General features: G+C 73.7%; 13 protein-coding genes. 4 read left to right on the plus strand and 9 right to left on the minus strand.

What is annotated here, in order from left to right; all coding sequences use genetic code 11:
* Positions 1–166: 166 nt before the first annotated feature.
* Genes LGQ04_RS15905 through LGQ04_RS15915 form a run of 3 tightly spaced genes read right to left on the minus strand, consistent with a single transcriptional unit; the run spans position 167 to position 3377 of the window.
* Positions 167–1117, minus strand: a complete 951-nt coding sequence (locus tag LGQ04_RS15905; protein ID WP_229244945.1) for a tetratricopeptide repeat protein — start codon at positions 1115–1117, stop codon at positions 167–169.
* Positions 1118–1137: 20 nt separating this feature from the next.
* The gene (locus tag LGQ04_RS15910) at positions 1138–2163 is read right to left on the minus strand and encodes a DUF8094 domain-containing protein (RefSeq protein ID WP_229244946.1); all 1026 of its coding nucleotides are present in this window, start codon (positions 2161–2163) and stop codon (positions 1138–1140) included.
* A complete protein-coding gene (locus LGQ04_RS15915) occupies positions 2160–3377 on the minus strand; it encodes a hypothetical protein (RefSeq protein ID WP_229244947.1) in 1218 nt (405 codons plus the stop codon). The genes LGQ04_RS15910 and LGQ04_RS15915 overlap by 4 nt, the downstream gene beginning before the upstream one ends.
* A gap of 305 nt (positions 3378–3682) precedes the next feature.
* Between LGQ04_RS15915 and LGQ04_RS15920 the strand changes: the two genes are divergently transcribed.
* Positions 3683–5167, plus strand: a complete 1485-nt coding sequence (locus tag LGQ04_RS15920) for a coiled-coil domain-containing protein (protein WP_229244948.1) — start codon at positions 3683–3685, stop codon at positions 5165–5167.
* A 1-nt stretch (position 5168) separates the two neighbouring features.
* A complete protein-coding gene (locus tag LGQ04_RS15925) occupies positions 5169–5606 on the plus strand; it encodes a hypothetical protein (RefSeq protein WP_229244949.1) in 438 nt (145 codons plus the stop codon).
* A gap of 43 nt (positions 5607–5649) precedes the next feature.
* Here LGQ04_RS15925 and LGQ04_RS15930 read toward each other — a convergent pair whose 3' ends face one another.
* From LGQ04_RS15930 to LGQ04_RS15940, 3 genes are all read right to left on the minus strand, one after another.
* Positions 5650–6438 (minus strand): alpha/beta fold hydrolase, encoded by a 789-nt coding sequence (locus LGQ04_RS15930; protein ID WP_229244950.1) that lies wholly within the window; start codon positions 6436–6438, stop codon positions 5650–5652.
* Positions 6439–6515: 77 nt separating this feature from the next.
* Positions 6516–7373 (minus strand): alpha/beta hydrolase, encoded by an 858-nt coding sequence (locus LGQ04_RS15935; protein ID WP_229244951.1) that lies wholly within the window; start codon positions 7371–7373, stop codon positions 6516–6518.
* Between the two features lie 37 nt (positions 7374–7410).
* Positions 7411–7716: an Rv1322 family protein gene (locus tag LGQ04_RS15940; protein ID WP_229244952.1), complete on the minus strand. Its 306-nt coding sequence runs from the start codon at positions 7714–7716 to the stop codon at positions 7411–7413.
* Between the two features lie 194 nt (positions 7717–7910).
* Between LGQ04_RS15940 and LGQ04_RS15945 the strand changes: the two genes are divergently transcribed.
* Both LGQ04_RS15945 and LGQ04_RS15950 read left to right on the plus strand, forming a co-directional pair.
* Positions 7911–8873 (plus strand): FKBP-type peptidyl-prolyl cis-trans isomerase, encoded by a 963-nt coding sequence (locus LGQ04_RS15945; RefSeq protein WP_229244953.1) that lies wholly within the window; start codon positions 7911–7913, stop codon positions 8871–8873.
* A 183-nt stretch (positions 8874–9056) separates the two neighbouring features.
* Positions 9057–9638 carry a phosphoribosyltransferase gene (locus LGQ04_RS15950; protein ID WP_229244954.1) on the plus strand — a complete coding sequence of 194 codons (582 nt, stop codon included), beginning with the start codon at positions 9057–9059 and terminating at the stop codon, positions 9636–9638.
* Positions 9639–9654: 16 nt separating this feature from the next.
* Here the strand turns inward: LGQ04_RS15950 and LGQ04_RS15955 are convergent, their stop codons facing one another.
* The 3 genes from LGQ04_RS15955 to nrdF all read right to left on the minus strand — a co-directional run bounded on the left by LGQ04_RS15955 (position 9655) and on the right by nrdF (position 11627).
* A complete protein-coding gene (locus LGQ04_RS15955; RefSeq protein ID WP_229244955.1) occupies positions 9655–9858 on the minus strand; it encodes a hypothetical protein in 204 nt (67 codons plus the stop codon).
* A complete protein-coding gene (locus LGQ04_RS15960; RefSeq protein ID WP_229244956.1) occupies positions 9855–10418 on the minus strand; it encodes a hypothetical protein in 564 nt (187 codons plus the stop codon). Before LGQ04_RS15960 ends, LGQ04_RS15955 begins: the two co-directional genes overlap by 4 nt.
* A 228-nt stretch (positions 10419–10646) precedes the next feature.
* Complete coding sequence (gene nrdF, locus LGQ04_RS15965) at positions 10647–11627, minus strand: class 1b ribonucleoside-diphosphate reductase subunit beta (RefSeq protein WP_229244957.1); 981 nt, start codon at positions 11625–11627, stop codon at positions 10647–10649.
* Positions 11628–11728: the final 101 nt, after the last annotated feature.

Genomic DNA, 11728 nt, shown 5'->3' on the forward strand with positions numbered 1-11728 from the left:
CGCGAACCGTCGGCCGGACGACCCGGGCGACGGCGCGGCAGCCCGAGCACCGAGGGCACCCCGCACGCGGACCCGACCCGGCACCGTTGAAAGACGCGGCAGCCCGAGCACCGAGGGCACCCCGCACGCGGACCCGACCTCACCCGATGTCGAGGCGGGCCGGGTGTCAGTACAGGCTGATCGCGAGGCGCTGGCGGGCCTTGCCGACGCGGGGGTCCGTCGGGCCGACGACCTCGAAGTAGTCGAGGAGCCGGACGCGGACCTTCTCCTTGCCGTCGGCGTCGGCGCTCGGCAGGAGGTCGAGGAGGCGGCCGAGGGCGTCGTCGACGTGACCGCCGAGCAGGTCGAGGTCGGCGATCGCGAGCTGGGCGTCGACGTCGGACGGTGCGTCGGCGGCGGCGGTGCGGACCGTGGCGAGGTCGGCGCCGCGGGTCCGCTGCAGGAGCCGGACCTGGGCGAGCCCCGCGACGGCGAGCGTGTCCTTGGGGTCCTGCTTGATGGCCTTCTCGTACGCGGCGACGGCGGTGTCGAGGTCGTCGCGCTCGATCGCGTCGTACGCCTCCTGGTGGAGGGGAGGGAGCTCGGGCTCGGGCTCCGGTGTGTCCTCAGCGGTCGTGTCGGGCGCGGGCTGGTCGCCCTGTGCCGGGACCCGACCCGTCACGCCGTTGGCCTCGGCGGCCTCGAGCACCTGGTCGAGCACCGCCCGGACCTGCTCGGCGGGGGCGGCGCCCTGGAACAGCGGGAGGGGCTGACCCTGGAGCACGGCGACGACGGTCGGCACGCCCTGGACCTGGAACGCGGCGGCGACCTGCGGGTACGCCTGCGCGTCGACACGGGCGAGGAGGAAGCGGCCGGCGTACTCCTCGGCGAGAGCGCCGAGGTCGGTGCCGAGCTGGGCGTTGGCCTGGTCCGTGGGGAGCCACAGCAGCACGACGACGGGGTACTGCGCCGAGTCCTGCACCAGCTGGCCGAACGTCTCGTCGGTGACGTCCACGACGTACCCGCCGGCCGCGGGCGGGCCGCCCTCCTCACCCGGCGGGGGTGCCTGCGGCCGGTTCAGCGCGGACAGGTCGACCGCGCCGCGCACGTCGAACGTGGGCTGGGTGGGTTCGCTCATGGCTGCATCCTACGGACGGATCAGGCAGGGACGACGGTGACGGCGACGTGCTCGGTCCCGAGGACCTGCACCTGCTCGTCACCTCCGGCCGGCGGCACGTAGATCGCGACGACGTCGACGTAGCGCACCCGCAGCACGTTGGTGGCGTCGGCGTCGCCGAACAGCGCCTTCTCGGTGTCCGTCGACGGGGGCACGACAGCACCCTCCTCGGCCGACATGGTCTCCAGCGACGTCATCTCCCCCACCACGAGGGCGCCGCCGTCAGCGGTGCGCACGGCCCGGACGGGCTCGTCGGGGTCCGGCTCGAACTCGAGCTTGTACCGCCCTGCGGCGGGTTCGAGCGCGTCGGTCCAGAGCTTCGACCGCTCCGCGAGGAGCGAGCGGAACGAGTCGTCGGGGAACGCGTCCGCAAAGCTCGACGACGACCCGACGTTGAGGACGTCGGCGTACTGCGCGATCGCGTCGGTCGGTGACATGAGCAGGGTGTCGTCGTCGGGCGCGACGGCCTCGCTGCCGAGGGTGGGGGCCGCGAAGCTGGGCAGCGTCGTGCTGGGGAACAGGCGGACCCATCCCCAGAGCTCGTACTGGTCGCGCGCGCTCGCCTGCTCGTGCACGGTCAGGCGCGGCGACTGGAGCGACTCCGGCTGGACGCTGACGGCGTACGACGTGCGCGGCCAGGTCTGCGTGGTCGGCACGACGACCTGCTGCACGTCGGTGGGGAGCTCGGTGACGAGCTCGGCGTCGCCGCGGGCCTTCGCGACCTCGAGCTGGCTCGTGCGGATCGCGAGCGCGGGTCCGGTGACCCGCTCCTCGAGCAGGCTGGGGTCGTTGGCCTCGTCCGCCTCCTGGAGCGCGGCTCCGACAGCGGCGAGCACGTCGGCCTCCTGCGTCTCGTCGAGCACGGGGGGCGGCGTCGACGGGCTGGCTTCGGGCTGCGGGGTGGGCAGCGGCGCCGCACAGCCCCCGACGAGCAGGAGTCCGGCGGTGGCCGTCGCGACGGCGATCCGCCCGCGACGGCGGATGGTGGTGCGTGCGGTGGTGGTCATCGGGTCGGGTCCTTCGTCTCGTCCGTCTCGTCGCGCACGGGGTCGGTCGTCGACGCGTCGGCGTTGAAGCCCCAGGCGCGTCGCCAGGCGTCGGCTCGCGTGCTGGCGCTGTCCTGGGCGGTCGGGTGGCCCTGGGCCGGGTCGACGACCGGCTGGGCCGCGGTCTTCGGCCGGCGCCCACCGGGCACGACGGGGATCTGGCCCGTGAGCCAGGCGCGCCGCTGCTTGGGCTTCGCCTGCTGCTGGGCGTTGCGCTCCGCCTCCTCCCGCTCACGCAGCTCGCGGCGGGTGAGCATGCGGACCTGGGCGGTGTGCGTCGTCGGCTCCCCGTTCTCGTCGCTCGGGGTTGCGTCGTCCGGCCGCGTGCCGGTGCCCGACGCCGCGTGCCCGCCCGCGTCGGTCCCGTCGCCGACGACGGGGGTGGCGGCGGTGGCGGCACGCCGCTCGGACGAGCGGCGGCGCTTGGGCCGCAGGCTCGCGGCGCCGATCCCGAGGCCGAGGAGGACGAGCACGACTCCGCCGACGACGCCCGGCCACAGCCACGGCGTCTCGACGTCGCGCGGCCAGGAGAGGGTGAGGGTCGGTGCCTGCGCGTCCTCGCCGACTCCGGCGGCCAGGACCTGCCAACGGCCGGGCTGGTCGGACCAGCGCAGCGTCGTGGAGCCCTCGCCGCTCGACTCCTGGACCCACATGTCCGAGCCCGCGGGGTCGACGCCGACGACCGGCTCGGCCTCCGCAGCCTCGTCGCCGGCAGCCTCGTCCTCGGCCGGGGTCTCCCCGTTGGCGGGTGTCTCCTCCTCGGCTGGAGTCTCCCCGTCCGCGGGTGCCTCCTCCTCCGCGGGCGCCTCCTCCTCCGCGGGCGCCTCCTCCTCCGCGGGGGCGGGCTCGGCGGCGCTGACCGCGAGGCGGTCCCAGTCGGCGAGGCCGGTGACCACGCCGTGCGGGTCCTCGCCCACCCAGCCGGTCACGTCGACCTCGCGGCCGATCGCCAGGGTCACCGGCTGCTCGCCCGGTGCGGTCGCGGTGATCGTCACGTCCTCGGCCACGAGGTCGAGGACCCCGGGCTCGGTGACGAGCATCGTGCCGTCGCCCGTGTACGACGTCGCCGCCACGACGGTGTCGCTGTCCCTCCACACCGTGGCGGAGGCGACGCCGAGGCCCACGGCGACGAGCCCTGCCACGAGCAGGACGACGGCGATGATTCGTTGCAGCACCGAGCTTTCCCTTCGTCGATCGACGTTCCAGGATAGGTGCGAACGAGCCGCCGGATCGACCCTGGCAGCCGTGGCACGGATCCTCACGAACCGTTCACGACCTGCGCGCGAACCGGCCCCACCCCTCGACCCGAGGATGGGGGCGGGCGTGCCGCCGCGGACCCATTCCGGGTATTCAGGACAGCGGGCGGACCGTATCCTGGACCGAGCACGTGGGGCCGCGGACCGCGCCCTTCGGGCTGCGCCGGAGGGGACGAGTCGCCCGGCGCGGCCGCCCACGACGAACCACACCGGAGGTCATCGACGTGTCCGACGAGCGCACGCTCTTCCCCATCACCATGCGCGGCTACGACCGCGTCCAGGTCGAGGCCCAGCTCGCGAAGCTGGAGAGGGCGCTCGAGGAGGCCCGCGGGCGGCTCGAGGCCGCCGACGGTCGCGTCATGCAGCTGACGACGGACCTCTCGGACGCGCAGCGCCAGCTCCGCGAGTCGGACAAGCCGTCGTACGCGGGCCTGGGCTCGCGCATCGAGCAGCTGCTGCGCTCGGCGGAGGAGCAGTCGGCCGACATCCTCTCGCAGGCGAACTCCCAGGCTGCGGACGTCATGGCGCGCGCGAAGCTCTCTGCCGGCCAGGTGCGGTCGCGAGCGGAGAACGAGGTCGGCGAGCTGCTCAACAGCGCGCGGCTCGAGGCGGAGGAGGTCCGGGCGACCAGCCGTTCCGAGGCGGAGAGCACGCTCGTGGGTGCGCAGCGACGTGCGGAGGAGCTGGTCGGGTCGGCGGAGCGCGAGGCGGCCCGCATCCAGAGCGCCATCGCGACGGAGGAGAGCGAGCGCCGTGCGTCGCTGGAGCGCGAGCTCGGCACGCTGCGCGCGTCGGTGGAGCGTGAGACGACGGAGCTGCGCGTCACCACCGAGCGCGAGGCCGCGGAGCTGCGCGCCCGGGTCGCGGCGGAGACGGCGGCCCAGCGCGAGTCGGCGGATCGGGAGACGGCGGAGCTGCTGGAGAACGCGCGGCGCGAGGCGCAGCGCACGGTGGACGAGGCGCAGCGTCAGGCGTCGGAGGCCGCGAACGCGGTGACGGCCGAGATGGAGGAGCTGCGCGAGAGGGCGCGCACGGCGCTGGCCGAGGCGGAGCTCGACGTGGTGCGCCGCCGCGAGGACGCCGAGCGGGAGAACGCGGAGCGTCACGCGACGGCGAAGGCGGAGACGGAGAAGCTGGTCGCCACGGCGGAGGAGCACGCGGCCGAGGCGGAGAAGCGCGTCGCGCTGGCGCTCGAGCAGGCGGAGAAGGTGCGCGCCGAGTCCGACGCGTACGTCAAGGACCTCATGGCCACGGCCCGGCGCAACGCGGACCGGATCGTCGCGGAGGCGCGCGAGTTCGCCGACCAGACCGTCGGCGACGCCCGGGTCGAGGCGGAGCAGCAGCGCACGGCCGCGCAGCGCCAGCTCGAGGACCTCACGCGGCAGCACGACTCGATCAACACCTACCTCGACGAGCTGCGCGGACTGCTGGGCGACCCGAACGAGGGGACGAAGCAGTCGGCCCGCTCGTCGGCGGTCCCGGCGGGCACCCCGGCGCAGCAGGCGCGGGCCGCACAGCTCCTCACGGCCGAGTTCCCGGTCGTGCAGGACGAGGCCACCCCGGTCGGCACCGTGACGGCACCCGAGGGCGCCACGACGAGCGGTCCCCCTGCGAGCGGCGCGGCACGCCCCGCGCAGGGCGGGGCCCCGAAGGACACCGCGAGGAAGCCCCCGGCCGACGACGAGGCCGAGACCCCGGCTTCCGCCTGACATGCCCGACGAGTCGCGGGCCGCTGCCGACGCCGCGCGCTGGCGTCGGCAGCGGACGGAGGCCGCGGAGCAGCAGCAGCGTGCGCTGGACCGGCGACGTGCCCAGGAGACCACGGCCGCGCGCGAGCTGATCTCGACGTTCGTCGCGCAGGCCCGCGAGCGTGGACTCGCGCCGGAGCCGTTGCGCGCGCGGGCGTTCGACGGCTCGGCGACGTACCGCACGCCCGTCAGCGGGTGGTACCTACGCCGTAACCGCTCGGTCGCGGTGGGCACGGACGAAGAGTTCTACGTGCTGAGCGTGCCCGGCGGCCTCGCGGCACGTCTGCGGGGTGCCGCGCTCACGCCGTCGGACCCGCCCCTGGTGCTGGGCAAGGGCGGGCGCGACGGCGAGTCGATCGACCTCGCCGACGCGCTCGCCCTCGTGCTCGACGGCGCGTAGCCGCTCCGCGGGGGCCGGCCACGCGGCGTCGGGCCCGGCGGTCTCAGGCCGTGGCGCGGGCGAGGAGGTCGGCGAGAGAGTCCGCGACGGCGGCCGGCTCCTCCACGGCGCTCATGTGCCCGACCTTCGGCACCTGCACGAGCTGTGCGTCCCGCGCTGCGGACGCCATGTGCTCCGCCTCGGCGACGGGGGTCACCTGGTCCTCCTCGCCGACGACCACGGCGACGGGGCCGCCGAAGGTGTCCAGCACGCCGGTGCGGTCCGGCCGTGCCGCCATGGCCCGCTGGGACCAGGCGACGCCCGCGGGACGCTGCACGCGGATCCACTCCTCCAGGCGCGCGGTGAGGTGCGGGCGCAGGGTCGCGCTCGTCTCGCCGAGCAGCACGCCGGGCATGCCGAGGACGGCGTCGACGGACTGCTCGGACGTCACGCGGTCCGCGACGCGCAGCCGGTTGTCCCGTGCCTCGTCCGTGTCGGCGGTCGACTTCGTGTCCACGAGGCCGAGCCCGGCCACGAGGTCGCGGTGGCGTTCCGCGAGGGCCAGGGCGACGTACCCGCCCATCGAGAGCCCGGCGACGACGGCGCGGCGCACCCCCGCGGTGTGCAGGGCCTGCGCGACGGCGTCCGCGGCGGTGTCGAGGGACGGCGGCTCGGCTCCGAGCGGGCTCTGGCCGAGGCCCGGCAGGTCGAGGGCGAGCACCGTCGGCTCCCCCGGCAGCGCGGCGGCGACGTCCTCCCACATGCGGTGGTCCAGCGGGAACCCGTGCAGCAGCACCAGAGGCGTGCCGTGCCCGTCGCGCAGCGTGTAGGTCTCGAGCCGTGGCGTGGTCACGTCGTTCTCTCCTCGGGTCGGGTCGTGCCCCGGGTACGGGTCACGACCCCCACGCTGCCACGTCCGGCCCGACGCCGTCAGTCGGGGACGCCGTCCGTGCGGCTCGCGTCGTAGCTCGCCTGGTCGCTCGCCTCGGTGTCCTCGTCCGCGTCGGCGGGCGCGCCGTCGTCCCCGGACCACGTCGTGGGCAGCGGCAGGGGGTGGCCGGGGAGCACGTGCCCGACGATCTCGTCGAGGACGCGCCGCACGGACGGCTCCCCCACCCACAGGTGCTTGGCGCCGTCGACGCCGATGACCTCCGCCTGGCGCACGCGCGCGAACCGGCGGCGCGCCTCGTCCGGGCGCAGGTAGTCGTCGAGCTCCGGCACCAGGACGACGAGCGGCTTGCCGAACGCGTCCCACCGGTCGAGGTCCTCGTCGGTCGCGCGGTGCAGCGGGGGCGAGAGCAGGATCGCGCCCTCGACCGCGGGGTCGGCGCCGTGCTTGAGCGCGAGCTCCGTGCCGAACGACCAGCCGACGAGCCACGGGTGCGGCAGGTCGTGGAACTCGGCGTACTCGATCGCCGCGGCGACGTCGAAGCGTTCGGCCTCGCCGCCGTCGAACGTCCCCTCGCTGGTGCCGCGCGGCGACGACGTGCCGCGCGTGTTGAACCGCAGCACCGCGAGGTCCGCGAGCGCCGGGAGCCGCCACGCCGCCTTGCGGTACACGTGGGAGTCCATGTACCCGCCGTGCGTGGGCAGGGGGTGCAGCGTGACGAGGGTGGCCGACGGCGGACGGTCGGCCGGGAGCGCGAGCTCGCCCACGAGGGTGAGACCGTCCGCGGTGTGCAGCTCGACGTCCTCGCGCCGCGCCGGCAGGACGGTGAGGGACCGGATCGGGGTGGCCGTCCCGTCGTCGGGCACGGGCTGGGGCGCGGTCTCGGGTGCGGTGCTCATCGCCGTCGAGCCTAGTTGCTCGGGGGCGCCTGCGTGCTCAGCCGGGCCGACGGCGCCCGCGCGCCGTCCAGCAGGCCGAGTGCCAGTGCCGGCGGTGCTCGAGCGCGGTCTGCGCGCCGAAGAACGAGTCCTCCTGCCACGCGACGACGTGGCCGGTGCCCGGCGGGATCGTCTGGTTGCAGCCCGGGCAGAGGTAGGACTTGTCCCCTCCGCGGACCGTGCGGACGGTCCACTCGCCGTCCGCACCGGACTCGCGGCGCGCCCCGCCGAGGGCGCGGTCGAGGTCGAGCGGCGGGGGTTCCGCGCCCCAGGGGCGCTTGCGGGAGGGGCGACGCGACGGCATCCGTCCATGATGACCCGGCGAGGGCCCCGGGATCGACCCCGGCCCGCTCCCAGCCGCCGTCCAGACGAGAGGGCTAGAGTGTCCGGGCCGGTGCTGCACCCGGCGTCCGACCGTCCTGCCGGGACGAACGGCCGGCCTGCGGCACAGACCCCGACGGCGTGCGCGTCGTCCCCTCGACCGAAGGACTCCTTCACGTGAAGCACCGCACCCTGCGCGGCGTCGCCGCGCTCACCCTCGGGGCCTCCCTCCTGCTCGCCGGCTGCGCGTCCGGCGACGGCGGGTCGGACGCCGAGACGTCGTCGACGCCCTCGGAGACCACGACCGACGCCGCCACCACCTCGCCGGAGGACCTCGCCGCGCTCGAGGGCGTGACCGTCTCGGGCGACGAGGGAGACGTGACCCTGGAGTTCGAGACGCCGTTCGAGGTGTCCACCATGGCGTCCCTGTCCCTGGAGGACGGCGACGGCGAGCCGCTCGAGGACGGCCAGCAGCTCACGATGCACTCCGTCGTGTACTCGGGCGCGGACGGCACCGTGCTCGGGTCGACGTGGGAGAACGAGATGCCCGACTCGATCGGCATGGGCGACGAGACCCTCATCCCGCAGCTCACCGAGGTCCTCGAGGGCAAGAACGTCGGCACGCGCTTCCTCTTCGCGAACCCGACGACGGACCCGCAGACCCAGGAGCCGATCACGTACCTCACGGTCGCGGAGATCACCGCCGCGCGCGAGATCCCGTCGCGCGCCGAGGGTGAGGCCGTGACGCCGGAGGACGGCCTGCCCGTGGTCACGCTCGACGACGACGGCAAGCCCAGCGTCGAGATCCCCGAGGGCTACGAGGCGCCGGACGACCTCGTCGTGCAGACCCTCATCAAGGGCGACGGCCCCGAGGTCACCGAGGACCAGACCGTCACCGCGCACTACACGGGCTGGAAGCTCGACGGCGAGCAGTTCGACTCGTCCTGGGACCGCGGGTCGCCGTCCAGCTTCTCGCTCCAGCAGGTCGTCGCGGGCTGGACGCAGGGCCTCGCCGGCCAGACCGTCGGCAGCCAGGTGCTGCTCGTCATCCCCCCGTCGCTCGGCTACGGCGCGAGCGAGGGCCACGAGCTGCAGAACGAGACGCTCGTGTTCGTCGTCGACATCCTCGACGCGCAGTGACGTCTGCACAGTGACGTCTGCACAGTGACGTCTCGCCGGTGATCGCCGGCCGACGACGGGCCGTCCCCTCCCGGGGGGCGGCCCGTCGTCGTTCCGGCACAGGGCGCCGTCGCCACTCTCCCGGCGGTGCCGCGGGTGGCTGCCTGGCGCGAGAAGTCGAGGCGCGGCGCCTAGGCTCGTCGGATGACGGAGAACCGGACCACCGAGACGACTCCTGCCGCGGCGGCGTCTCCCGTGGCTGTGCCTACCGAGGCCGTGCCCACCGACGCCGTGGCGCCCGAGCGCGAGGTGCTGTCGTGGGACCAGTTCGGCGTGGCCGCGCGCGAGCTCGCGGAGCAGGTCGTCGCGAGCGGGTTCCGGCCGGACGTCGTCGTCGCCATCGCGCGCGGCGGGCTCCTCCCGGGCGGCGCGGTCGCGTACGCGCTGGGGACGAAGGGCGTCGGGACGCTCAACGTCGAGTTCTACACGGACATCGGTCAGACCCTCGCCGACCCCAAGGTGCTGCCGCCGCTCATGGACACGTCCGACCTACCCGGCGCGCACGTCCTCGTGGTGGACGACGTCGCCGACTCCGGCCGCACCCTGGCCCTGGTCATGGAGATGCTGAGCGAGCACGGGGCCGAGGCCCGGTCGGCCGTGCTGTACACGAAGCCGCGCACGATCATCCACCCGGACTACTCGTGGAAGGACACGGACCTGTGGATCACGTTCCCCTGGTCCGCCGACCCTCCCGTCGAGGGCGCGCAGGCCCGCCCGTCGGACTGAACCTCTCGTCCCGACGTCAGACGTGCCGTCGGTCGTCGACGCCGTCACGACGCACGCCCGCCGAGCTCCGACGCCGCGCGGTCCACGCCGCGACCGCCGCCAGGACGGCCGTCGCCACCTGGGCGAGGGCGAGGACCGGGGCGTGCCACGCCCACGACAGCAGCGCGTTCGCCGCGAAGATGGCGCAGACAGTCAGCCAGAAGGCCGGCGACGTGGTCACGACGTGCACCGGCCCGCGAGGGACCAGTCCCCGAAGAGATAGCCGCACGTCGCGTCGAGGTTCTCGAGCTCCGACCCCACCGGCTCGACGTAGTAGAGGATGTCGCACGCCGCGTCGAACGTCTCCGTGCAGTCCTGCACGAGCACCTGCTCCAGCACCGCGCACGACGTCGGGTCGCCCGCACCGCACGCGTCGGCCACCACCTGCCGGTCGACGTCGGCGGACAGGTACCACGCGGCGAACGGTTCTTCGACGGGGCTCGTGTCGGCGTCCTCCTCCCCGTGCAGGTCGCCGAGCGCGATGATGATGGGGACCTCCGTCGTCCCGGCCGGCGTGGTCGGTTGCGGCGTCGGCGTGGTCGGTTCCGGCGTCGGCGTGGTTGGTTCCGGGGTCGGGGTTCCCGTCGCGACCGTCGGGGGCGACACCGGTTGCTCGGCAGACCTCTGGCTGACGTAGATGCCGTAGACCCCGCCCACGGCCGTGACGATCGCGGCGACGGCCGTGAGCACGCCCGGCATCGTCGTGAAGAACCCGCTTCGTGCGGTTCGCTGCTCGTCCATGGTCATCGTCGACCACCGCCTCGCCTGTGATCCCTCGAGCCGCGGGACTGCGCCGCTCGAAGAGAAGGAGCGGCCGGCGGTACCCGGTGATACGGCGGCGGGCCTCGTGCGTCTCCACGCCACGGGCTCGCACACAGGCCCGGGACCGCGTCCTCCTGCGGTCCCGGGCCTGTGATCAGCCGGTTCGGGCGAGCACCCGGTGTCGAGCCACCGGGCTCCCCGGGGACGTCAGAAGTCCCAGTCGTCGTCCTCGGTGTTCACGGCCTTGCCGATGACGTACGACGAGCCGGAGCCGGAGAAGAAGTCGTGGTTCTCGTCGGCGTTCGGCGACAGAGCGGACAGGATCGCCGGGTTGACGTCGGTCTCGTCCTTGGGGAACAGCGCCTCGTACCCGAGGTTCATGAGGGCCTTGTTGGCGTTGTACCGCAGGAACTTCTTGACGTCCTCGGTGAGCCCGACTCCGTCGTAGAGGTCCGCGGTGTACTGGACCTCGTTGTCATACAGCTCGAAGAGCAGCTCGAACGTGTACGCCTTGAGCTCGTCGCGCTCGGTGGGGCTGAGCTTCTCGAGGCCCTTCTGGAACTTGTAGCCGATGTAGTACCCGTGCACCGCCTCGTCGCGGATGATGAGGCGGATGAGGTCGGCCGTGTTCGTCAGCTTGGCGCGGCTCGACCAGTACATCGGCAGGTAGAAGCCGGAGTAGAAGAGGAACGACTCGAGGAGCGTGCTCGCGACCTTGCGCTTGAGCGGCGAGTCGCCCTTGTAGTACTCCATGACGATCTCGGCCTTGCGCTGCAGGTTCGGGTTCTCCTCCGACCAGCGGAACGCGTCGTCGATCTCGCGCGTGGAGCACAGCGTCGAGAAGATCGACGAGTAGCTCTTCGCGTGCACCGACTCCATGAACGCGATGTTCGTGTACACCGCCTCCTCGTGCGGCGTGATCGCGTCCGGGATGAGCGACACCGCGCCCACGGTGCCCTGGATCGTGTCGAGCAGCGTCAGGCCGGTGAACACCCGCATCGTGAGCTGCTGCTCCGACTCGGTGAGCGTGTGCCACGACTGGATGTCGTTCGACACCGGCACCTTCTCCGGCAGCCAGAAGTTGCCGACGAGCCGGTCCCAGACCTCGAGGTCCTTGTCGTCCTCGAGTCGGTTCCAGTTGATCGCGCTCACGCGATCGATGAGCTTGAGCTTCCCGGTGGGCGACATCTGCCTTCTTCTCTCCTGCTGACCCCGGACCGACCGGGACGATGACTTGGGACGGGCCCTACGCCGTCGGGCACTGCTGCACGACGGCCGGGGCGAGCCGA

This window comes from Cellulosimicrobium marinum (assembly GCF_020551945.1).
In the GTDB taxonomy this organism is placed as follows: Bacteria; Actinomycetota; Actinomycetes; order Actinomycetales; family Cellulomonadaceae; genus Cellulosimicrobium; species Cellulosimicrobium marinum.

What these genes read in the sequence shown, in the direction of transcription:
- LGQ04_RS15905 (WP_229244945.1), bottom strand. Translation starts at nt 1,117, where the DNA reads ATGAGCGAACCCACCCAGCCCACGTTCGACGTGCGCGGCGCGGTCGAC.
- LGQ04_RS15910 (WP_229244946.1), bottom strand. Translation starts at nt 2,163, where the DNA reads ATGACCACCACCGCACGCACCACCATCCGCCGTCGCGGGCGGATCGCC.
- LGQ04_RS15925 (WP_229244949.1), top strand. Translation starts at nt 5,169, where the DNA reads ATGCCCGACGAGTCGCGGGCCGCTGCCGACGCCGCGCGCTGGCGTCGG.
- LGQ04_RS15935 (WP_229244951.1), bottom strand. Translation starts at nt 7,373, where the DNA reads ATGAGCACCGCACCCGAGACCGCGCCCCAGCCCGTGCCCGACGACGGG.
- LGQ04_RS15940 (WP_229244952.1), bottom strand. Translation starts at nt 7,716, where the DNA reads ATGCCGTCGCGTCGCCCCTCCCGCAAGCGCCCCTGGGGCGCGGAACCC.
- LGQ04_RS15950 (WP_229244954.1), top strand. Translation starts at nt 9,057, where the DNA reads ATGACGGAGAACCGGACCACCGAGACGACTCCTGCCGCGGCGGCGTCT.
- LGQ04_RS15960 (WP_229244956.1), bottom strand. Translation starts at nt 10,418, where the DNA reads ATGGACGAGCAGCGAACCGCACGAAGCGGGTTCTTCACGACGATGCCG.
- nrdF (WP_229244957.1), bottom strand. Translation starts at nt 11,627, where the DNA reads ATGTCGCCCACCGGGAAGCTCAAGCTCATCGATCGCGTGAGCGCGATC.